Raw genomic sequence first — 19,161 nt, 5'->3', positions numbered from 1 at the left:
GGCGCAGCCAAGCATGGGCCAGCCCGAAACGGGAGAGGTGAGCCGGTGCGCGAATTGCCCCAATCCATCGACGCGGTCGAAACCATGCTGGCGGGGCAGGGCTATGTCGCCTCGCGCGCGCTGGCGACGGTCGTGTTCCTGTCGCTCCGTCTTGGCCGACCGCTGTTTCTGGAAGGCGAGGCCGGTGTCGGCAAGACCGAGATCGCCAAGGTTCTGGCGGCGGGGCTCGGGCGGCGGTTGATCCGGCTGCAATGCCACGAGGGGCTGGATGCCGCCTCGGCCGTCTGCGAATGGAACTTCGCGGCCCAGATGATTGCCATCCGCACCGCCGAAGCCGGCGGCGGGGCCGACCGCGACACCCTGAAGGCCGAGCTTTTCACCGAGGACTATCTTATCGAACGCCCCCTGCTGGCCGCGATGCGCCCGCAACCGGGTGGCGCGCCTGTCCTGCTGATCGACGAGCTGGACCGCACCGACGAACCCTTCGAGGCCTTCCTTCTGGAGGCGCTGTCGGATTTTCAGGTCACCATCCCCGAACTCGGCACGATCAAGGCGCCGGAACCGCCGATCGTCATCCTCACCTCGAACCGCACGCGCGAGGTGCATGACGCGCTGAAACGGCGCTGCCTGTACCATTGGGTCGACTATCCCGGATTCGAGCGCGAACTGGACATCCTGCGCGCCCGCGCCCCCGAGGCGCAGGACCGCCTTAGCCGCGAGGTGGTGGCCTTTGTCCAGCGCCTGCGGTCCGAGGACCTGTTCAAGAAGCCCGGCGTGGCGGAAACCATCGACTGGGCGAAATGCTTGCTGGCGCTGGACGTGATCCAGCTGTCGCCCGAGGTGATCGCCGATACGCTGGGGGCGATCCTGAAATATCAGGACGATATCCAGAAAATTCAGGGCTCCGAGGCGAAGAAGCTGCTGGACGAGGTGAAGAAGGGGCTGGTCTTTGCCTGACGCGCCCTCACAGGCGACCGGTCCTGCGGCAAACATGCCCGCGCTGGAGTTGCCCGAGGACGGCAAGCTGTCGCACAACATCGCCCATTTCGCCCGCGCCTTGCGGCGGGCAGGCCTGCCCATCGGGCCGGGGCGGGTGATCGACGCCATCCGCGCGGTCGAGGCGGCGGGGTTCTCGGAGCGCGCGGATTTCTTCTGGACGCTGCATGCCTGTTTCGTCAGCCGTCCCGAACAGCGCGCGGTGTTCGAACAGGTGTTCCGACTGTATTGGCGCGATCCGCAATATCTGGAACATATGATGAGCCTGATGTTGCCCGCCGTTCGCGGCGTGCAGGAGGACCGTCTGGCCGATGCCGCCGAAAAGCGCGCGGCCGAGGCGCTGCTGGACGGGCAGGGACCGGACCTGCCCGGGCGCGACGGTGACGGCCCGCAGGGCGAGGACCAGATCGAGATCGACGCCACCGCCACCATGTCGCACGAGGAACGGCTGCGCACACTGGACTTCGAACAGATGAGCCTGGCCGAAGTGGCCGAGGCCAAGCGGATGCTGGCGCGTCTGTCCCTGCCGGTGCGGCCCCTGCTGACGCGGCGGATGCGGGCCGATGCGGGCGGCGCGCGGATCGACGGGCGGCGCACGCTGCGCGCGGCGCTGCGGCAGGGGGGCGAGGTGACGGAGCTGTCGCGCAAATCGCCCGGGGCGCGCTGGCCCAACCTTGTCGTGCTCTGCGACATCTCCGGGTCGATGAGCCAGTATTCCCGCCTTGTGCTGCATTTCGTCCATGCCGTGGCGAACCGGCGCGGGCAGGGTTGGGCCAAGGTCCACGCCTTCACCTTCGGCACGCGGCTGACCAACATCACCCGCCACCTGAAGAACCGCGATGTCGATGCCGCGCTCAAGGCCGCGGGGGCCGAGGCGCAGGACTGGTCGGGCGGCACGCGGATCGGCACCTGCTTGCGCGCCTTCAACCGGGACTGGTCGCGCCGCGTGCTGGGGCAGGGGGCGGTGGTCCTCTTGATCACCGACGGGCTGGACCGCGACGATACGGGCGCGCTGGCGGCCGAGATGGAGCGTCTGCACCTCTCGTCCCGCCGCCTGATCTGGCTGAACCCGCTTTTGCGGTGGGAAGGCTTTGCCCCCCGCGCCACGGGCATCCGCGCCATGCTGCCCCATGTCGACAGTTTCCGTGCGGGCCACTCCATCGCCTCGCTCGAGGCCTTGGGAAAGGCCATCTCCGAGTCGCGGGATTCGGGCGAGAAAGCCCGTCTTCTGGCGATGATCGGGGCCTGACGGAGCCAGCAAGCCACGGGTCAACGCAGATTGGCCGGAACCTGCCGATCCGCCGGTGGTTCTATGGTCTGATATCGCATAACAGCGGGAATGCCGCTCATTTATGGGCAAGCGCCGACCCGTGGTGTGCGGTGGCGCAGGTATCTGGAAAGGACTTCGCATGAAACGCATCTTGATCTCGACCACGGCCCTGTCGGTCGCGCTGACACAGGTCATGTCCGTGCCCGCGCTGGGCCAGACGTTGACCGAGGATGGCAGCGTGATCGGTGCAGACGGTTCGGTCCTGTGCCTCGGGACGGCCGATGCCCCGTGCGATCTGAACGCCGTCCTCCAGCAACTTGAGGAACAGCAGGCCGTAGAAGCAGCCGCTGCCGAGGCTGCAGCGCAGGCCGAAGCCGAAGCGGCCGCCGCCGCCGAGGCCGAAGCCGCCGCCCAGGCCGAGGCCGAAGCCGCCGCTGCCGCCGAAGCCGAAGCCGCCGCCCAGGCGGAAGCCGAGGCAGCCGCCGCCGCCGAAGCGGAAGCCGCCGCGCAGGCCGAGGCCGAAGCTGCAGCACAGGCTGCCGCCGAGGCAGAGGCCGCGGCACAGGCCGCCGCCGAGGAAGCCGCGCGTCAGGCCGAGGAAGAAGCTGCGGCACAGGCCGCCGCCGAGGCGGAAGCAGCCGCACAGGCCGCTGCCGAAGCCGAAGCTGCGGCACAGGCCGAAGCCGAAGCCGCCGCTGCCGCCGAGGCTGAAGCCGCTGCTGCCGCCGAGGCAGAAGCCGCCGCGCAGGCCGCAGCCGAAGCCGCCGCAGCCGAAGAGCAGGCCGTCGAGGAAGGCGTCGCCGAGGAACCTGCGGCAGAGGAACCAGTGACCGAGGAACCCGCTGCAGACGAAGCTATCCCCGAAGAGCCCGTTGCCGACGAACCGGTCGCCGAAGAGCCCGCAGCGGATGAGCCTGTGGCCGAAGACCCCGCCGCAGAAGAGCCCGTCGCCGAGGAACCGGTGGTCGAGGAGCCTGTGACGGACGAGGGCGTGGTCGAGGAGGTGGTTCCCGAAGAGCAGGCGCTTGACGGGGCTGTCGATGCAGAGGCCACCACCGATGCCGGACTGCCCGCCGAACCGGTGGACGAGACGCTGGGCGGCACGGTCGAACCCTTCATCGTGGAACAACCCGCCGATCTGGTCGATCCCGCCGCTGCCGAAGCCCCGAGCGAAGAGGCGCTCGAAACGCTCAGCACCCTGCTGGGCGCGCCCGATGCGGTGACGGAAGAGGCAGTAGAGGAAGCCCCGGCCCTTGTGCCGGAAGCGGCGGCGGTGACGGAAACCGATCCCTCTGCGGAAACCGGCACGGCCGAGAATGTCGTGGTCAACGAGATCACCGAAGCGATGACCCGCACGTCGGCGCAGGATTTCGCGGCACCCGCCACCGCCTCGCTGGCCGCGGCCGCCGCTGCGGCGCCCGAGGATGACGGCCTGACCGACCTTCAGAAGTTCGGTCTTGTCGCGCTGGGCGCACTGGCGGTGGGCGCGATCATCAACGCCAATCGCGATCAGGTCGTCTCCAATACCGGCGATCGCGTGGTCGTGCGGCGCGGTGACGGGGATTACTACATCTACAAGGATGACGACACGCTGCTGCGCCGTCCGGGTTCCACCGTGCGGACCGAAACCTTCCGCGACGGATCGACCCGTACCATCGTCGAACGCGGCGACGGCACGCAGGTCGTCACGATCCGCGACGCGACCGGCCGCGTCTTGCGGCGCGCGACCTATGACGGTCTGGGGCGCGAGATCGTGCTGATCGACGATCTCTATCCCGAGGAGCGGATCGACGTCTCGACCCTGCCGAAACCGCGGGGCCGCGTGATCAGCCTGTCCACTTCGGAAGAGGATGCTCTGCTGCGCGCCCGCATGGCGACGCTGGACGCGCAGGAACTTGGCCGGAGCTTCAGCCTGCGCCAGATCCGCGAGATCCCCGAAGTGCGGGCGCTGGCGGCGACGGTGGATGTGAACAACATCACATTCGATACCGGTTCCGCCGCGATCAAGGCTCAACAGGCCGAATCGCTGGCCGCTCTGGGCCGGTTGATGCGGTCCATGATCGACGAGAATCCGAACGAGATGTTCCTGATCGAAGGCCATACCGACGCGGTGGGTTCTGCCTCGCTGAACCTGACCCTGTCGGACCGCCGTGCGGAAAGCGTGGCACTGGCCCTGACCGAATATTTCGACGTTCCGCCGGAAAATCTGGTCGTGCAGGGCTATGGCGAATCCGAGTTGCGGGTGCCGACACAAGAGGCAGAGCGGCAGAACCGTCGTGTCGCGGTGCGGATCATCACCCCGCTGCTGCGCTCGGCCGAACTGCGCTAGGTTGATCTGGGTCAAGGCAGGGGGAACCGGCATCGGCTAGGAATTGGGGCAGGATGGTTACCTCCCTTTCTCCATCCGGCTGCTTGCCGTTCCTCCCTGCTCGGCAAAGCGTGCGCGCCGCAGGTTCCCCGCCTGCGGCGCTTTCCTTTTCTGCGCTCTGTCGGACTGCCACCTTTTGGCAGTGGCGCGGCGCGGTCGGGCGGCGCATGATGGCCGCGGATGGAGGACGCGATGACCGAAACGGGCGGACGCAGCGAACATGACAGCATTCCCGAAATCGCGCTGGGCTGGCACAGGTCCGGCCGCGGGGCGGTGCTGGCCACGGTGATCGAGACATGGGGATCGGCCCCGCGTCAGGCAGGCAGCCAGCTTGCCGTGTCGGGCGAGGGCGAGATCATGGGATCGGTCTCGGGCGGTTGCGTCGAGGGCGCGGTGGTGACCGAGGCGCTCGAGGCGCTCGTGGATCGCCGGTCGCGCGTGCTGACCTTCGGCGTCAGCGACGAGACGGCCTTTGCCGTGGGACTGGCCTGTGGCGGCACGATCCGCGTGCTGGTCGAACCCGTGGGCGACGGGGAACAGGCGCTGTCCGAGGCGATGCTGGCCGAGGTGGTCGCTGCACGGGCGGCGCGTCGCCCCGTGGCCATGGCGGTCGCACCCGAGACTTGGGCGCGGTCGCTGGTCCTGCCGGGGCAGGACGGGGCGATCGATGCGCGCTTCCGGTCGGACAGGTCGGGGATGGAGGAGGACGGGCGCTTCATCGCCATCCACAACCCGCCCTTGCGGCTGGTCGTGGTGGGCGCGGTCCATATCGCGCAGGCGCTGGTGCAGGTGGCACGCATCTGCGGCTATGACTGCACCTTGATCGACCCGCGCTCTGCCTTCGGCTCTGCCGCACGGTTTCCGGGGGAAACGATCGTCGAGGACTGGCCCGACGAGGCGCTGGAGGCCTTGGCGCCCGATGCGCGCACGGCCATCGTGACGCTGACCCATGACCCAAAACTGGACGATCCCGCGATCCGCATCGCGCTGCGATCGGGGGCCTTCTATCTTGGCGCGCTCGGCTCGACCCGCACCCATGCCAGACGGGTGGAGAGATTGCAGGCGGCGGGTTACTCCGAGGCGGAGATCGCCCGCATCCACGCGCCTGTAGGGCTGGATATCGGTGCCAAGACACCTGCAGAGATTGCCGTATCGATCATGGCGCAGGTGACCGCGCGTCTGCGGAAGGGGTAGGCGGTGTTTTTCGGAGAGGTGCCGCTGGATCAGGCCACCGGAGCGATCCTCGCCCATTCCGAGGCCGTGGCTACGGGTCGTCTTCGCAAGGGCGCTGTTCTGGGACCGACCGAGATCGATGCGCTGCATGCGGCGGGGCTGGACCGCGTGACCGTGGCGCGACTGGGTCCGGGCGATCTGGGCGAGGATGCCGCTGCGGCGCGGCTTGCCGCGGCGCTGGTGCCCGATCCGGCGGGGCAGGGATTGGCGGTCGGAACGGCCTTTACAGGGCGGGTGAACCTGAATGCGGCCAGAGCGGGACTTGTCGATCTTGACGCGGCGGCGATCCACCGCCTGAACCTCGTCCATCCTTCGGTGACGCTGGCCACGCTTGCGCCCATGCAGCGCGTCACGCCGGGGATGCTGGTCGGTACGGTCAAGATCATCAGCTACGGGGTGGAAGAGGCAGCCGTTGCGGCGGCAGCGGCGGCAGCACGGGCCGCACTGCGGATCCGTCCGGTCATCCTGCGCGAGGCGGGGCTGATCCTGACCGACGCGGCGGGGCTGGAGGAAAAGCTTGCCGCCAAGGGCCGCCGCGCGATCGAGGCACGGTTGCGTGCGCTGGGTATCCGGCTTGCGGCTGTCCGGACGGTGCCGCATGACACACGGGCCATTGCGGCGTCACTGGAGGCCCTGCCGGGAGATATCGCCCTGATCCTGACGGGGACCGCGACATCGGACCTGCATGATACCGCGCCGCAGGCGGTGCGCGCGGCGGGGGGGGCCGTTCACCGGTTCGGGATGCCGGTCGATCCTGGAAACCTGCTGTTCCACGGCGTCCAAGGCGGGCGTCCCGTGATCGGCCTGCCCGGCTGTGCCCGTTCGCCCGCGCTGAATGGCGCGGACTGGGTGCTTGAACGCTATGCCTGCGGGCTGCCGCCTTCGGATGCGGATATCGCGGCGATGGGGGTTGGCGGTCTTCTGAAGGAAATCCCCTTGCGTCCGCAATTGCGCGAACCCAAGTCCTAGACATGCAAGAGGGCGCGCCTTGCGGCACGCCCCCGATCCATCGATCCGTCACCGGTCACTTCGGCGCGATCATCATCACCATCTGGCGGCCTTCCAGCTTGGGCATGGATTCGACCTTGCCAGCCTCGCCCACATCCGAGGCGACGCGGTTCAGCAGGTCCAGACCCAGTTCCTGGTGTGCCATCTCGCGGCCGCGGAAGCGCAGGGTGACCTTCACCTTGTCGCCTTCCTCGAGGAACTTGAGGACCGAGCGCATCTTGACCTGATAGTCATGCGTATCGGTGCCGGGGCGGAACTTGATTTCCTTGATCTCGATGATCTTCTGTTTCTTGCGCGCCTCGGCTTCGCGCTTTTGCTGTTCATACTTGAACTTGCCGAAGTCCATGATCTTGCAGACCGGCGGTTCCGCGTTGGGGCTGATCTCGACCAGGTCGAGGCCCGCTTCCTCGGCCAGCGCCATCGCGCGGGCGGGCGTCACGACGCCGATGTTTTCGCCATCTGCACCGATGAGGCGGATTTCGGGCGAACGGATGCGGTCGTTCACACGGGGGCCCGTTTCGCGTTGCGGCGGGGCGTTGTGGGGTCTGCGGGCTATGGTGGTCGTCCTTCTGCGGTTTCGTGCTGCGCGCGCAATCTAGTCGCCAGAGGCGGCGGTTTCAACGGGAATCGCTTTGTCTGCAAGGGGAAATCGGGACCACCGTCGCGCAACCGCGCAGCGCATTGCGCGCGGGACGGTGTCGCGGAAATTGTGCGGCGCGCCTCGGAGGGCTTCAAATTCGGGCAGGAAAGGTCCATATGGGCGCGTGACGGGGGCAATCCCCGGCTATGGGAGAAACCAAAATGAACAGAAACGTCATCATCGGCCTCGTGGTCGTGGTTCTGGCGGCGGCAGGCTACTACCAGTTCAGCTACGTTCCCGCGCAGCGCGCTGCGGAAGAGGCGGCCGCTGCCGCGAAGGCCGCCGAGGAAGCGGCTGCCGCCGCAGCAGCAGAGGCCGAGGCAGCCGCTGCCAAGGCCGCAGAAGAGGCGGCAGCCGCCGCCGCTGCCGCCGAGGCCGAAGCCGCCGCAGCGGCAGAAGCTGCAGCCGCAGAGGCCGCAGCCGCGACCGAAGCGGCAGGAACCGCCGCGACCGAGGCCGCCGGTGCCGCCGCGACGGCCGTGCAGACCGAAGCTGCCGCAGCGCTGGACGCCGCCAACTTCGATCCGGTGAAGATCAATGGCCTGATCGATGCCTCGCAGCTCGACGCGACGACGAAGACCACGCTCAAGGCGGCGGTCGATGCGGCGGCCGCCAATCCGGCCCTGGTGCAGACGGCGGTCGATCAGGTCAAGGCCGCGCTCGGGCTGTAAGGGCAGACGGGGGGCCTTCTGCCCCCCGCACCCCCCGAGGGTATTTGGACCAAGATGAAGAAGGCCGCGCAAGGCATTGCCAGCGCGGCCTTTTTATTTTTTTGTCTGGTGCTTCAGATGCCGTCGCCCACGAAGGCCTTTTCGACCACGAATTGCTGCGGGTCGGAATTCGCGCCCTCTTTCAGGCCGAAATCTTCCAGGATCTTCTTCACGTCGATGTTGAAGGCAAGGCTGCCGCAGACCATCGCGCGGTCTTCGGCGGGGTTCATCGCGGGCAGGCCCAGATCGGCAAAGACCTTGCCGGAGGTCAGGTTGTCGGTCACGCGGCCGGTGTGGTGGAAATCCTCGCGCGTGGTGGTGGGGTAGTAGAGCAGCTTGTCCCCCACCAGTTCACCGATCAGCGGATCGTCCTTCAGGCTTTCGACCAGACGGCGGCCATATTCCAGTTCCGCCACGGTGCGGCAGGTGTGCATCATGATGACCTGCTCGTATTTCTCGTAGGTCTCGGGCTCGCGCATCAGGCTGGCGAAGGGCGCAAGGCCCGTGCCGGTGGCAAGGAACCAGATCCGCTTGCCGGGCAGCAGGGCGTCATGCACCAGCGTGCCCACGGGTTTGGGGCGCAGGATGATCTCGTCCCCCGGCTGGATGTGCTGGAGGCGCGAGGTCAGCGGGCCATCGGGCACCTTGATCGAGTAGAATTCCAGCTCCTCGTCCCAGGCAGGTGAGGCGATGGAATAGGCGCGCAAGAGCGGTTTGCCATTGTCACCCAGCAGGCCGATCATCACGAATTCGCCCGAGCGGAAGCGCAGGGAACGCGGGCGCGTCACGCGGAACGAAAAAAGATTGTCGGTCCAATGCGTGACCTGTGTCACCGTCTGCGCGTCGGGCAGGTGCGGTTTGGCCGTGGCGGTTTGCGGGGCGTCCATCGTGGCACTCGTTTCGGTCATGGCGGTTGGTCCGGCAAATACAGGAGAGGACGCGCGGAAGCTAGGGTGCCGCGCGTCGCAGGCGGGGGCGGGCGAGGATCAGGCGCGCAGGCGCGACTGGTAGTCATGCGCGCGCCAGTCGGCGCGGAAGGCCCACTGGTCGGCGGGCTGGCGGGTGGCGAGGTCTTCGCTGATTTCCACCTCGTCAAAGCCCACGCGGCGGACCATGGCGTATTGATCCGCGATCACATGGCCCTGCGCCCGCAGGCGGCCCGTATAGCCCAGCATCCGCAAGCGGCGCGCGATGGTGAAGGCGCGGCCGTCGTTGAACGCGGGGAAGGCCACGCGGACCAGTTTCAGCTCCGCAAGATGGGGCAGCAGGGCGGTGGGGTCGTCGGTATTGGCCAGGTCCACCGCGCCCTGATGGGCGGCGATGTCGGCCAGTGCGACGAAGGGGGCGTTCCAGTCCTCGCCCGCAAAGCCGGTATCGGTGACGATCACGGTCATGCCGCGTTCTCCTTTGTCGTGGTGCGGACGGGCTTGCCGTCGATGAAGTGGATGCCGCATTCCGTCTTGTCGCTGCCGCGCCAGCGGCCCGCGCGCGGGTCCTCGCCCGGTTTCACGGGGCTGGTGCAGGGCGCGCAGCCGATGGAGGGATAGCCCTTGGCCACCAGCGGGTGGCGGGGCAGGCGGTTTTCCACCATGTATTCCTCAAGGTCCTCGCGCCCCCAATGGGCCAGCGGGTTGACCTTGATGCGCGTCTCGCCCTCGGCCTCGAAGAATTCGACCGCGGTGCGGGTGCTGCCCTGATAGCGCTTGCGCCCCGTGATCCAGCCGTCGAAATCGGCCAAGGCGCGTTCAAGCGGTTCGATCTTGCGGACCGCACAGCAGGCATCGGTGTTGAACTGGTGCAGGGTGCCGTCGGGGTCCTCGAACGAGACCTTGACGGGATGCGCGCGGATCGTGCGGATGTCGCAGAGCGCCAGCCTTTCGGCAAGCTCGCGCTGGTAGTCCAGCGTTTCCTGAAACAGCATCCGCGTATCGATGAACAGCACGGGCGTTTCCGGCGCGATGACCGAGACGAGGTGCAAGAGCACCACGGATTCCGCGCCGAAGGACGACACCAGCGCCACCTTGCCCAGATCGGCATCCTTGAGCGCATGTTCCAGCACCGCGGTCGCGCCGTGGTGCTTGTACCGTGCGTTCAGAAGGCCGACGCGGGTTGCGACGTTGCCTTCCGGCGTGGTCGTGTCACGCGGCATCCTTTTCGCCTTCCTCGTCGTAGAGCGCGGCCTTGAACGGGTCCATCCCGACGCGGCGGAAGGCGTCGAGGAAGGTTTCCGCAGGGCCTTGGCGCAGGTCCAGATAGGCGCGGACGATGCGTTCGATGGCGGGGACGATCTCGTCATAGGCAAAGCCGGGGCCAGTCTTGTCACCGATGGCCGCCGTTTCGGTGCCGTCGCCGCCGAGGGTGATCTGGTAATTCTCCACCCCCGCGCGGTCGAGGCCGAGGATGCCGATATGGCCCACATGGTGATGCCCGCAGGCGTTGATGCAGCCCGAGATCTTGATCTTCAGCGGGCCCACGTCGTGTTCCAGCTTCAGCTCGTCAAAACGGTTGGCGATCTGCTGGGCGATCGGGATCGACCGGGCGGTGGCGAGAGAGCAGTAATCCATCCCCGGGCAGGCGATGATGTCCGAGATCAGGCCGACATTGGCCGTGCCCAACCCCGCCTTGACCAGTGCCGCGTGCAGCGCGGGCAGGTCGGATTTGTGGACATGCGGCAGGATGACGTTCTGTTCGTGGCTGATGCGGATTTCCGAGTGGCCATGGCGTTCGGCCAAATCCGCGATCAGGCGCATCTGGTCTGCGGTCGCGTCGCCGGGGGTTTCGCCATGCGCCTTGAGGCTGATGGTGACGATGGCATATTGCGCGTTGCGGTGCGCGTGCAGGTTGGTGTCGGCCCATGCGCGGAAGACCGGATCGGCCTTGTAGAAGGCGTCATAGGCATCGGTCGGCGCGTTGCGGAAGGCGGGGGGGGCGAAGGCCTCTTCGATCTCGGCCAGCAGTTTCTGGTCATTGCCGCCGAAGAGGGGGCGCAGTTCCGCGAAGCGTTCCTCGATCAGGCGGGTGATCTCTTCCTTGCCGGTTTCATGCACGGTGATCTTGATGCGTGCCTTGTACTTGTTGTCGCGCCGGCCCAACGTGTTGTAGACGCTCAGCACCGCCTCGACGTAAGGCAGCAGGTCGGCCTTGGGCAGGAAGTCCCGCACGGTGTGGCCGATCATGGGCGTCCGGCCAAGGCCGCCGCCGACGATCACCTCGAAGCCCGGTTCACCGGCTGCGTTGCGGACCATGCGCAGGCCGATGTCATGCGCGCGGGTGACGGCGCGGTCATTCGGGCTGCCGGTGATGGCGATCTTGAACTTGCGCGGCAGGAACTGGAATTCCGGATGGTCGGTGGACCACTGGCGCAGCAGTTCTGCCACGGGGCGGGGATCCTCGATCTCGTCCGCGGCGGCACCGGCGAAATGGTCGGCGGTCACGTTGCGCACGCAATTGCCGCTGGTCTGGATGGCGTGCATCCCGACATCGGCCAGCGCGGACAGGATCGCGGGCACGTCTTCCAGTTTCGGCCAGTTGAACTGGATATTCTGGCGCGTGGTGAAGTGGCCATAGCCCTTGTCCCATGTCTGGGCGATATGGGCCAGTTGCCGCATCTGGCGCGGGTTGATCGTGCCATAGGGAATGGCCACGCGCAGCATGTAGGCGTGAAGCTGTAGATACAGCCCGTTCATCAGGCGCAGCGGGCGGAACTCATCCTCGGTCAGCGACCCGTCAAGGCGGCGCTCCACCTGATGGGTGAACTGGGCGACACGTTCACGGACGAAGGCTTCGTCGAATTCGGAATAGCTGTACATCTGCGGCCTTTTGAACCTTGGTCGGGGAGGCGGGGTGAACCCCGCCCTACGGGGGTGGTCGGGCGGGGTTTGTCCCGCCTGACGTCATGCGTAATCGGCCTGCTTGCCGTGGTTGTAGTTGGACGGGCCGCGCGTGCGGAATTCCTCGCGGAAATGGGTCGGTTCGGGGCCGTTGGGGCCTGCCTTGGCATCGGCCAGATAGGCGCCCACCACAACCAGCTTCTGCGCCGCCGCGTGCAGCAGGCGCATCTGGGCGTGGGCCTCGTCCTCGATCAGTTCGGCCTCGTGGTGGAAGGGCGACCAGCGGTCATCGGCGGTCAGGTAGACGACATCGCCTTCGCGCAGGCGGTTGGCGGTCACGACCTTGGGGATGAAACGGCGGCTCATGCGGAGGCTTCCTTCAATTCGGTCAGCGCCACGCGGGCGCGGCGGGGTTCAAGGCCATAGAGCAGGACGGCAGGGCCGTCCACCTGTGCCACGGCCTCGGGCAGGGTAGAGAGGGTGGCCGCGATGACGCGCTGGTCGGGGCGCGAGACGTTTTCCACCACGGTGACGGGCGTTTCGCCTGCGGCGCCATGCATCATCAGGCGACCCTGGATGAAGCGGCTGGATTTCTTGCCCATGTAGATCGCCGCGACTTCGCCCGCGCGGGCCATGCCGCGCCAGTCCTGTTCGGCAAAGCCCGCCATGTCATGGCCCGTCACGATCCGCAGCGCGCGGTTGCGCCCGCGCCGTGTCAGGCTTTGGCCGATACTGGCGGCGGCCACGCTGGCCGAGGTGAGGCCCGGCAGGATGGTGAAGGAAAGCCTTGCCGCCTCGAGCGCCTCGATCTCTTCGTCCAGACGGCCGAAGATGCCGCAATCGCCCCCCTTCAGACGCACGACGCGGGCGCCGGTCAGCGCCTCGGCAACGAGGGTGGCGTCGATCGTGGATTGCGCGGTCGAGGGGCCGAATCCCTCCTTGCCGACATCGATGCGGCGCACATGAGGCGGGATCAGCGCCAGCACCTCGTCGCCGACAAGGCGGTCGTGGATGACGACATCCGCCTCTTGCAGGGCGCGCCATGCGCCCAGCGTCAGATGCGCGGCGGCACCCGGTCCGGCACCGGCGAAGGTGACGGCCACGGGGGCGGGCGGAAAGGCGGTGTGATCGGCCATGGTGGGACCCTGTCGTTTGCAATGTCCAATATAGGATATTTTCCCTGTTTCGGGCCAGATGCCCTTGCAGATAAGAACGATTGTTCCGATACTGGCGCGGTGTGGAACGTGTTTCCGCGAAACGGGGGATTTGGCGAATGGCGGTCCGGCTGGACGATATGGACAGGAAAATCCTTGCCGAGTTGCAGGCCGATGCCGAGCAATCGCTGGATGAAATCGCCCGCAAGGTGGGCAGTTCCAAGACCCCCGTCTGGAACCGCATCCGCCGGATGAAGGAGGCGGGGGTGATCACGCGCCAGACCGCCATCCTCGATCCCGAGGCGCTGGGACTGGAGGCGTGCTTCTTCGTCCTGATCCGCACCAGCGAGCACGAGGCGGAATGGCAGCGAAAGTTCCTCAAGGCCCTGCGCGAACGTCCCGAGGTGCTCGAGGCGCACCGTCTGGCGGGGGATATCGACTATATCCTGAAAGTGCGGGTCAAGAACGCGCGGGCCTATGACACCTTCTATCAGGCGCTGATTTCGGAAGTGCGGATCTACAACGTCACCGCATTGCTGAGCATGGAAGAGATCAAGGCCACCACGATGCTGCCGCTGTGAGGCTCAGAAGGCCACCAGCATCATCAGGATGACGATCAGTTCCATCGCATGCTTTGCCACTTCGAAGGTGAAATCCTCATAGGGATCAAAGCCGAAAAGATCGCGCGAGATCAGGTGAAGGACGAGGATGACGACACCGCCCGCCGCCGTCAGCGCAAGGTCGATGGCCAGACGACGCGGCAGCCGCAGCACCGCCCGCAAGCCAATCAATGCCCCACCGATGGCGAGGCTGAGAATCACTGTCGAGAGAAAGGATTGGAGCAAGGCTTTCGGCCACCGTCTTATTCTACTTTCTTACAGTTGGTCCGAAACGGGCAGGTTGCAACCCGACCGTTTGTCACGGACCAACACTAAAGTATCAAGGCGGCAGGTCAGGCGCGCAAAAGCAGGCGGCCAAGGCCGTGGAAATGAAAGACATCCGCATAGCGGGGTGGTTCGGCCAAGCGCAGGTCCGGCAGTCTTTCGAACAGGATGGGCAGGGCAATCTGCAACTCCAGCCGCGCCAGCGGTGCGCCGACGCAGAAGTGCAGACCGGCGCCGAATGTCAGGTTCGGCTTGGCCGGTCGTGACGGATCGAACCGCGCGGGGCGATCCCAGACGCCGGGGTCGCGATTGGCGGCGGCCAGCAGCAGCGCCACCTGATCGCCGCGCCGGAAGGTCTGGCCCATGACCTCGACATCCTCATAGGCCCAGCGGGTGAAAAGGTGCAGCGCGGGATCGAAGCGCAGGATCTCCTCCACCGTCGCCTCGATCCGGTCGGGTGACAGGGCGGCGGGCGGGGTTTTCGTTTCCAGCAGGGTCTTTACGCCGTTCCCGATGGTGTGGACCGTCGCCTCATGCCCTGCGTTCAAGAGCAGGATGCAGGTGGTGATCAGCTCGTCCGTGGTCAGTCGGTCGCCTTCGGATTCGGCGGCGATGAGGTGGGTGATCAGATCGTCGCGCGGGTCGTTGCGGCGCGCCTCGACATAGCCGCGCATGAAGGCGACGAAGGCCTCGGTCGCGGCGACGGCGCGGTCCTCTGTCTCGCGCGTGCGGCCCGCCATGTACATGCCGACCATGGCGTTGGACCAGCGCAGGAGGTCGTCCGACATCTCTTCGGGCACGCCAAGAAGGCGGGCGATGATGATGACGGGCAGGCGCTGTCCGAAATGGCGCAGGAGGTCGAAATCACCTTGCGGGAAGGTGTCGATCAGGTCGTAGGAAAGTTGTGTGATTTCAGGCGCTAACGCTGCGATCCTGCGAGAGGTGAAGGCGCGCAGGACAAGGCTGCGCAGGCGGGTGTGGCGGGGCGGTTCCAGCTCCAGCATGGAATGCGCCTCGACCGCGTAGAAGGGGCGCAGGTGGTCGGGGATGGCGGGGGCGCGATCGGGCGGGGCCTCGCGGCCAAAGCGGCGGTCGCGCAGGATGGCGTTCACCGCCGCAGCCGAAGGGGTGCAGGTCAGGTCATAATCTTCCCAGCGGAAGAAGGGGCCGGTGGCGCGGGCGCGGTCGTAGAAGGGGTAGGGGTTCTGGACGAAGGCGGGGTCGGTGGGTGACTGGCGGAAGGTCTGCATCAGCGTTTTCCCAGCGGGATCAGTCCTTGGGCAATCAGCACGCCGATGGCGACGAGCGCGGCGCCGAGGGCTTGTACCCAGCTCCACCCGCCGCCGAGAGCCAACATGAAGACCATGACGTAGAAGGGGGTCAGGTTGATGTGCAAAGCGGACATGGCGATGCCCAGACGGCCCACCGCGACGATCCAGAGAAGCTGGGAAATCGCAAGCCCGCCAATGCCATAGACGGCAAGGGCCGAGAATTCCCACAGGCCGAACACGTCAAGGTTCGGCCCCGGATAGCCCAGCGCGAGGCTGACGAGGGCGAAGGCCACGCCGGTGATGGCGGCCCCGCAGACGGTCAGGCTGGTGGAGCCGAGGGGCGAGAGGCCCGGCAGGGCGGTGACGGTCCAGCGCGAGGCGAGGGTGAAGGTGATGACCGAGGCGAGGCAGAGAAGCGCGCCGATGCCGAAGCCCAGGCCCCCGTCGAAGTTTCCCGCGGCAAGGATGCCGCCCACGACCGACAGGAGGAGGCCCACGACGATACCGGCGGTCAGTTTCCGCCCGTCCAGCACGATTTCCAGCGTGATCCCGACCAGAGGCATGGCCGAAGACACCACCGCCGCCATCACCGCCGAGGTGCCGGTCTGGCCGAAGACCAGAAGCAGCGCGCCAAGGGCGAGGAGCGAGCCGACCATGATGCCGCGCCCCCAATTCGCCCGCCTAACCGCCTGATTTCCCTCGACCATCCACCAGATGGGCAGCAGGAAGGCCGCCGCCATCACCATCCGTCCGGCGTTGAGCAGGATGGGGGGAAGCGGCGCGGGCTCTGCGCGGATCAGCACCTCGGCCGCCGGAAGGGCGGCGGCCCAGATCAGCATGGAGGCCATGCAGATCAGGTTGGCGGAAAGGGGTGTCCGGCTGGGGGAAAGGGCGGTCATGGAATGTCCTGAATCACCCCTGAACGATCCCCCGCCGAGGGGGCGGGGGCTGTTCCATAGGCGACCGAAAAGGGCGCGATCAGGCGGCGGAGAGGGCGGAAATGATCGCGCCGAAATCGGCGGCCTTGAGGCTGGCACCGCCCACGAGCGCGCCGTCGACATTGGGGAGCGCGAAAATTTCCGTTGCGTTGGAAGGCTTTACCGACCCACCATAGAGGAGCCGGACCCCTGCCGCCTGCTGCTGGCCGATGCGGGCGGTCAGGCGGGTGCGGATGAAGGCGTGGACGTCGGCGATTTCGGGCAGGGTGGGGGTGCGGCCGGTGCCGATGGCCCAGACGGGTTCGTAGGCGATGACCAGATTGGCGGCCGTCGCGCCGTCGGGGACCGAGCCGTGGAGTTGGGTTCCCACCACATCAAGGGTGCGGCCCGCGTCGCGTTCGGCTTCGGTTTCGCCGATGCAGACCACCGCGACAAGGCCCGCGGCGAGGGCGGCGGCGGCCTTGGCCTGCACCTGCGCGTCGGTTTCACCGTGGTCGGTGCGGCGTTCGGAATGCCCGAGGATCACGTAGGAAGCCCCTGATTCCAAAAGCATTTCAGCCGAGATGTCGCCCGTGTGCGCGCCCGAGGATTTCGCGTGGCAATCCTGCCCGCCGACCTTGATCGCGGTGCCGCGCGCCACATCGGCCATGCGCGAGACGAGGGTGGCGGGGGGGCAAAGAAGGACGTCGCAGGCAGGGGTGGGGTGGGCCTGTGCGAGTGCCGTGACCTCGGTCAGGTTGGCCGCTGTGCCGTTCATTTTCCAGTTGCCTGCTGCGAGCTTTCTCATCACGTCCTCCGATCCCTGTGAGCGCAAACATCGTTAGGGTTTTTGTCGGGGAAGGGAAAGGGGTTGTGCCGGTGGCTGTGCCGATGGTTGTGCCGGTTGCTGTCCATACAGAAGGGGGCAAGGCAGTGCGGCGGGCGTGGGTTTTCCCGCCGCGGAGGCTGTGCCGCAGGCTGTACCGCAATCTGTGCTGACAGATGTACATACGCGATTGGCGCACATAAGCGGCGTGATCGCGTCGGTCTGTGCATCGGTGCGCGCAAAAATCTTCGAAGATTTTTGCAGATTCCTTTGAAGGAATTTGTGCCCGCTCAGGCGGCGGGCTGGTCCTTGAACTTGATCGACTCGCCGCAGCCACACGCCTCGGCCACGTTGGGGTTGTTGAAGCGGAAACCGGATTCGAGGAGCGAGGTATGATAGTCGATCTCGGTCCCGAAGAGGAACATCTGGGCCATGGGGGCGATCATCACGCGGGCGCCGTCCTGTTCCACCACCTCGTCCATCGGATTGACGTCGGTGACGTAGTCCATGGTGTATTCCATGCCCGCGCAGCCGCCCTTCTTCACGCCGATGCGGAGCCCCGCGCTGCCCTGACGTTCCATCAGGCGCGCGATCTGGCGCACGGCGGCGGGGGTGAGGGTGACGGCCTGCTTGCCGGGAATGCCGAACATGGGTGTTCTCCTTCTTCCCTTAACTTAGGGCGGAAATGAAGGAATTCCAAGCGGGGGCAGGCGCGAGAGCAGCGCAATCGTCGCCCAGGCGGCCAGAAGCGCCCAGCCGAAGGAGGCGAGGGTGCCGATGATGACGTATTCGGACAGCTTCGCCTCTTCCCGCACGGTGCCGAAGCGGAGGACTGATTTGGCGGCGATCAGGAAGCCGATGCCTTCGGGCAGGCCGCCGAGGATCATCAGGAAGATCAGCCCGCGTTCCAGATAACCGATCACGCGCCCCCCGCCGGGCAGTCCGTCAAGCGGGATCGCGGCGGCCCATGGTGCCATAAGAAGGCCGATGCCGAAGCCGCCCGCGCGGACGGCCACCACCGCGCCTGCGAAGAGTGCGTAGAGGGCGGGCAGGGTGGAGAGGTCTGCCACATGGCCGCTTGCCCAGAGGCCGCTTGCCCAGAGGCCGGGGACCAGCAGCGCGACAAGGGCAAGGGTGGCCAGATGGGCGCTCTGGTCCAGAACGAAGGCGACGAAGCCCGTGCTGCGCGACAGCGTCTTGGCCGCATCGATGCCGGCATGGGCAAGGGTCAGGGCGAAGAGCGCGGGATGCAGCGTGCCGGTGGTCAGGGTGGCGGTGCCGAGGACGATGGCGGCATGGGCGGCCATCCAGAGGGGCCTACCCTTGCCGCGCACCATGGCCCCCGTCTGCAGCACGAAATCGGCGGCCATATGGGCGGCGAGGAGCGCGGCAAAGGTTTCGGTCATGGCACCCCCGTGACTCGGGACGACTCAAACACATGAAGCGCGGGTTCCCATGCGGAAAGTCCGGCCCCCGCGATGCGTGCGGCCCAGGCCTGCCGGGTGATGCCCAGACGGGCGGCGAGCGCGCTCTGGGTGCCGGGGTCGGGGGCGAGGGCCATCGCGACCGCCTCTGCCTGTTCCGCAGTCCATCCGGTCGCGTGCCATTCTGCAAGCGCGATTATTGCGGCCTGCCATTCCTTGCCACCCGCCATGGCCCAGTGCCGCCCGCGCGGCAGGGTGTCGAGCGCATGTCCGGCGGCGGTGAGCGCGCTGCCGCGGGCGTCGGAGAGGTCGCGGCTGCCCGCGTGGTCGATGCGGCCGATGCCGATGGCAAGGCGGGTGGGGGTGGCACGGGCCGCGGCAAGGCGGGCGGCGACGAGCAGTGCGGCGCGCAGGCAGAGGCCGGGGGTGCCGAGCAGGAACTGCCAGCCGTCGCCACGGAAGCGGGTGAAGCGGGTGGGCTGGCCTGTCCAGCGTTCCAGATCGGCGGCGAGGGTGGCGAGGATGGACAGCGACGCCTCGCCCCCGTCGGGGGCGCGGGTGGAGGCGATCAGGTCGCCGGTGAGGATGGCGGCGGGGTCCATTGGCAAGTTATAAGGCTTGCATTCCTGA

At 67.0% G+C, this 19,161-nt stretch carries 21 protein-coding genes; 7 read left to right on the top strand and 14 right to left on the bottom strand.

Annotation, left to right across the window (positions count from 1 at the left end):
- The first annotated feature begins 84 nt into the window (after positions 1-84).
- The 5 genes from GU927_RS00995 to GU927_RS00975 all read left to right on the top strand — a co-directional run bounded on the left by GU927_RS00995 (position 85) and on the right by GU927_RS00975 (position 6,836).
- The gene (locus GU927_RS00995) at positions 85-957 is read left to right on the top strand and encodes an AAA family ATPase (protein WP_232489100.1); all 873 of its coding nucleotides are present in this window, start codon (positions 85-87) and stop codon (positions 955-957) included.
- A 34-nt stretch (positions 958-991) separates the two neighbouring features.
- Entirely contained in the window at positions 992-2,245 is a 1,254-nt protein-coding gene (locus GU927_RS00990) for a vWA domain-containing protein (RefSeq protein ID WP_161760748.1), read from the top strand.
- A 160-nt stretch (positions 2,246-2,405) separates the two neighbouring features.
- Entirely contained in the window at positions 2,406-4,595 is a 2,190-nt protein-coding gene (locus tag GU927_RS00985) for an OmpA family protein (RefSeq protein ID WP_161760327.1), read from the top strand.
- A gap of 231 nt (positions 4,596-4,826) precedes the next feature.
- Positions 4,827-5,828: an XdhC family protein gene (locus GU927_RS00980; RefSeq protein ID WP_161760326.1), complete on the top strand. Its 1,002-nt coding sequence runs from the start codon at positions 4,827-4,829 to the stop codon at positions 5,826-5,828.
- 3 nt (positions 5,829-5,831) lie between these two features.
- Positions 5,832-6,836 carry a molybdopterin-binding protein gene (locus tag GU927_RS00975; RefSeq protein WP_161760325.1) on the top strand — a complete coding sequence of 335 codons (1,005 nt, stop codon included), beginning with the start codon at positions 5,832-5,834 and terminating at the stop codon, positions 6,834-6,836.
- Between the two features lie 55 nt (positions 6,837-6,891).
- Here GU927_RS00975 and infC read toward each other — a convergent pair whose 3' ends face one another.
- Complete coding sequence (gene infC, locus GU927_RS00970) at positions 6,892-7,380, bottom strand: translation initiation factor IF-3 (protein ID WP_232489084.1); 489 nt, start codon at positions 7,378-7,380, stop codon at positions 6,892-6,894.
- Positions 7,381-7,676: 296 nt separating this feature from the next.
- Here infC and GU927_RS00965 point away from each other — a divergent pair, with 296 nt between their 5' ends.
- Positions 7,677-8,186: a hypothetical protein gene (locus GU927_RS00965; RefSeq protein ID WP_161760323.1), complete on the top strand. Its 510-nt coding sequence runs from the start codon at positions 7,677-7,679 to the stop codon at positions 8,184-8,186.
- Positions 8,187-8,299: 113 nt separating this feature from the next.
- Here GU927_RS00965 and GU927_RS00960 read toward each other — a convergent pair whose 3' ends face one another.
- The 6 genes from GU927_RS00960 to cobA all read right to left on the bottom strand — a co-directional run bounded on the left by GU927_RS00960 (position 8,300) and on the right by cobA (position 13,191).
- Entirely contained in the window at positions 8,300-9,133 is an 834-nt protein-coding gene (locus tag GU927_RS00960) for a ferredoxin--NADP reductase (RefSeq protein ID WP_232489083.1), read from the bottom strand.
- A gap of 78 nt (positions 9,134-9,211) precedes the next feature.
- Complete coding sequence (locus GU927_RS00955) at positions 9,212-9,619, bottom strand: DUF934 domain-containing protein (RefSeq protein WP_161760322.1); 408 nt, start codon at positions 9,617-9,619, stop codon at positions 9,212-9,214.
- Complete coding sequence (locus GU927_RS00950; protein ID WP_161760321.1) at positions 9,616-10,374, bottom strand: phosphoadenylyl-sulfate reductase; 759 nt, start codon at positions 10,372-10,374, stop codon at positions 9,616-9,618. The genes GU927_RS00955 and GU927_RS00950 overlap by 4 nt, the downstream gene beginning before the upstream one ends.
- The gene (locus tag GU927_RS00945; protein WP_161760320.1) at positions 10,364-12,034 is read right to left on the bottom strand and encodes a nitrite/sulfite reductase; all 1,671 of its coding nucleotides are present in this window, start codon (positions 12,032-12,034) and stop codon (positions 10,364-10,366) included. The genes GU927_RS00950 and GU927_RS00945 overlap by 11 nt, the downstream gene beginning before the upstream one ends.
- 84 nt (positions 12,035-12,118) lie before the next feature.
- Positions 12,119-12,421 (bottom strand): DUF2849 domain-containing protein, encoded by a 303-nt coding sequence (locus GU927_RS00940; RefSeq protein WP_161760319.1) that lies wholly within the window; start codon positions 12,419-12,421, stop codon positions 12,119-12,121.
- On the bottom strand, positions 12,418-13,191 hold the full coding sequence (cobA, locus tag GU927_RS00935) for a uroporphyrinogen-III C-methyltransferase (protein WP_161760318.1): 774 nt from the start codon (positions 13,189-13,191) through the stop codon (positions 12,418-12,420). The genes GU927_RS00940 and cobA overlap by 4 nt, the downstream gene beginning before the upstream one ends.
- A gap of 137 nt (positions 13,192-13,328) precedes the next feature.
- Between cobA and GU927_RS00930 the strand changes: the two genes are divergently transcribed.
- Complete coding sequence (locus GU927_RS00930) at positions 13,329-13,790, top strand: Lrp/AsnC family transcriptional regulator (RefSeq protein ID WP_161760317.1); 462 nt, start codon at positions 13,329-13,331, stop codon at positions 13,788-13,790.
- 3 nt (positions 13,791-13,793) lie between these two features.
- Here GU927_RS00930 and GU927_RS00925 read toward each other — a convergent pair whose 3' ends face one another.
- From GU927_RS00925 to GU927_RS00895, 7 genes are all read right to left on the bottom strand, one after another.
- Positions 13,794-14,030: a hypothetical protein gene (locus tag GU927_RS00925; RefSeq protein WP_217765496.1), complete on the bottom strand. Its 237-nt coding sequence runs from the start codon at positions 14,028-14,030 to the stop codon at positions 13,794-13,796.
- 131 nt (positions 14,031-14,161) lie between these two features.
- On the bottom strand, positions 14,162-15,343 hold the full coding sequence (locus GU927_RS00920) for a cytochrome P450 (RefSeq protein WP_161760315.1): 1,182 nt from the start codon (positions 15,341-15,343) through the stop codon (positions 14,162-14,164).
- Positions 15,343-16,263: a DMT family transporter gene (locus GU927_RS00915; protein WP_161760314.1), complete on the bottom strand. Its 921-nt coding sequence runs from the start codon at positions 16,261-16,263 to the stop codon at positions 15,343-15,345. The genes GU927_RS00920 and GU927_RS00915 overlap by 1 nt, the downstream gene beginning before the upstream one ends.
- Before the next feature lie 79 nt (positions 16,264-16,342).
- Positions 16,343-17,089, bottom strand: coding sequence for a triose-phosphate isomerase (tpiA, locus tag GU927_RS00910; protein ID WP_161760313.1), 747 nt, complete (start codon positions 17,087-17,089; stop codon positions 16,343-16,345).
- 308 nt (positions 17,090-17,397) lie between these two features.
- Entirely contained in the window at positions 17,398-17,757 is a 360-nt protein-coding gene (locus tag GU927_RS00905; RefSeq protein WP_161760312.1) for a HesB/IscA family protein, read from the bottom strand.
- A gap of 24 nt (positions 17,758-17,781) precedes the next feature.
- Positions 17,782-18,513 (bottom strand): DUF3307 domain-containing protein, encoded by a 732-nt coding sequence (locus GU927_RS00900; protein WP_161760311.1) that lies wholly within the window; start codon positions 18,511-18,513, stop codon positions 17,782-17,784.
- Entirely contained in the window at positions 18,510-19,133 is a 624-nt protein-coding gene (locus GU927_RS00895) for a hypothetical protein (RefSeq protein WP_161760310.1), read from the bottom strand. The genes GU927_RS00900 and GU927_RS00895 overlap by 4 nt, the downstream gene beginning before the upstream one ends.
- Positions 19,134-19,161 lie beyond the last annotated feature (28 nt).

Source organism: Paragemmobacter amnigenus, assembly GCF_009908265.2.
Taxonomy (GTDB): Bacteria; Pseudomonadota; Alphaproteobacteria; order Rhodobacterales; family Rhodobacteraceae; genus Paragemmobacter; species Paragemmobacter amnigenus.
Note: the sequence above shows the minus strand (reverse complement) of the source record. Positions and strands in the feature narration are given on the sequence as shown.

What these genes read in the sequence shown, in the direction of transcription:
- GU927_RS00995 (WP_232489100.1), top strand. Translation starts at nt 85, where the DNA reads ATGCTGGCGGGGCAGGGCTATGTCGCCTCGCGCGCGCTGGCGACGGTC.
- GU927_RS00990 (WP_161760748.1), top strand. Translation starts at nt 992, where the DNA reads ATGCCCGCGCTGGAGTTGCCCGAGGACGGCAAGCTGTCGCACAACATC.
- GU927_RS00985 (WP_161760327.1), top strand. Translation starts at nt 2,406, where the DNA reads ATGAAACGCATCTTGATCTCGACCACGGCCCTGTCGGTCGCGCTGACA.
- GU927_RS00980 (WP_161760326.1), top strand. Translation starts at nt 4,827, where the DNA reads ATGACCGAAACGGGCGGACGCAGCGAACATGACAGCATTCCCGAAATC.
- GU927_RS00965 (WP_161760323.1), top strand. Translation starts at nt 7,677, where the DNA reads ATGAACAGAAACGTCATCATCGGCCTCGTGGTCGTGGTTCTGGCGGCG.
- GU927_RS00960 (WP_232489083.1), bottom strand. Translation starts at nt 9,133, where the DNA reads ATGACCGAAACGAGTGCCACGATGGACGCCCCGCAAACCGCCACGGCC.
- GU927_RS00955 (WP_161760322.1), bottom strand. Translation starts at nt 9,619, where the DNA reads ATGACCGTGATCGTCACCGATACCGGCTTTGCGGGCGAGGACTGGAAC.
- GU927_RS00950 (WP_161760321.1), bottom strand. Translation starts at nt 10,374, where the DNA reads ATGCCGCGTGACACGACCACGCCGGAAGGCAACGTCGCAACCCGCGTC.
- GU927_RS00945 (WP_161760320.1), bottom strand. Translation starts at nt 12,034, where the DNA reads ATGTACAGCTATTCCGAATTCGACGAAGCCTTCGTCCGTGAACGTGTC.
- GU927_RS00940 (WP_161760319.1), bottom strand. Translation starts at nt 12,421, where the DNA reads ATGAGCCGCCGTTTCATCCCCAAGGTCGTGACCGCCAACCGCCTGCGC.
- cobA (WP_161760318.1), bottom strand. Translation starts at nt 13,191, where the DNA reads ATGGCCGATCACACCGCCTTTCCGCCCGCCCCCGTGGCCGTCACCTTC.
- GU927_RS00930 (WP_161760317.1), top strand. Translation starts at nt 13,329, where the DNA reads ATGGCGGTCCGGCTGGACGATATGGACAGGAAAATCCTTGCCGAGTTG.
- GU927_RS00920 (WP_161760315.1), bottom strand. Translation starts at nt 15,343, where the DNA reads ATGCAGACCTTCCGCCAGTCACCCACCGACCCCGCCTTCGTCCAGAAC.
- GU927_RS00915 (WP_161760314.1), bottom strand. Translation starts at nt 16,263, where the DNA reads ATGACCGCCCTTTCCCCCAGCCGGACACCCCTTTCCGCCAACCTGATC.
- tpiA (WP_161760313.1), bottom strand. Translation starts at nt 17,089, where the DNA reads ATGAGAAAGCTCGCAGCAGGCAACTGGAAAATGAACGGCACAGCGGCC.
- GU927_RS00905 (WP_161760312.1), bottom strand. Translation starts at nt 17,757, where the DNA reads ATGTTCGGCATTCCCGGCAAGCAGGCCGTCACCCTCACCCCCGCCGCC.
- GU927_RS00900 (WP_161760311.1), bottom strand. Translation starts at nt 18,513, where the DNA reads ATGACCGAAACCTTTGCCGCGCTCCTCGCCGCCCATATGGCCGCCGAT.
- GU927_RS00895 (WP_161760310.1), bottom strand. Translation starts at nt 19,133, where the DNA reads ATGGACCCCGCCGCCATCCTCACCGGCGACCTGATCGCCTCCACCCGC.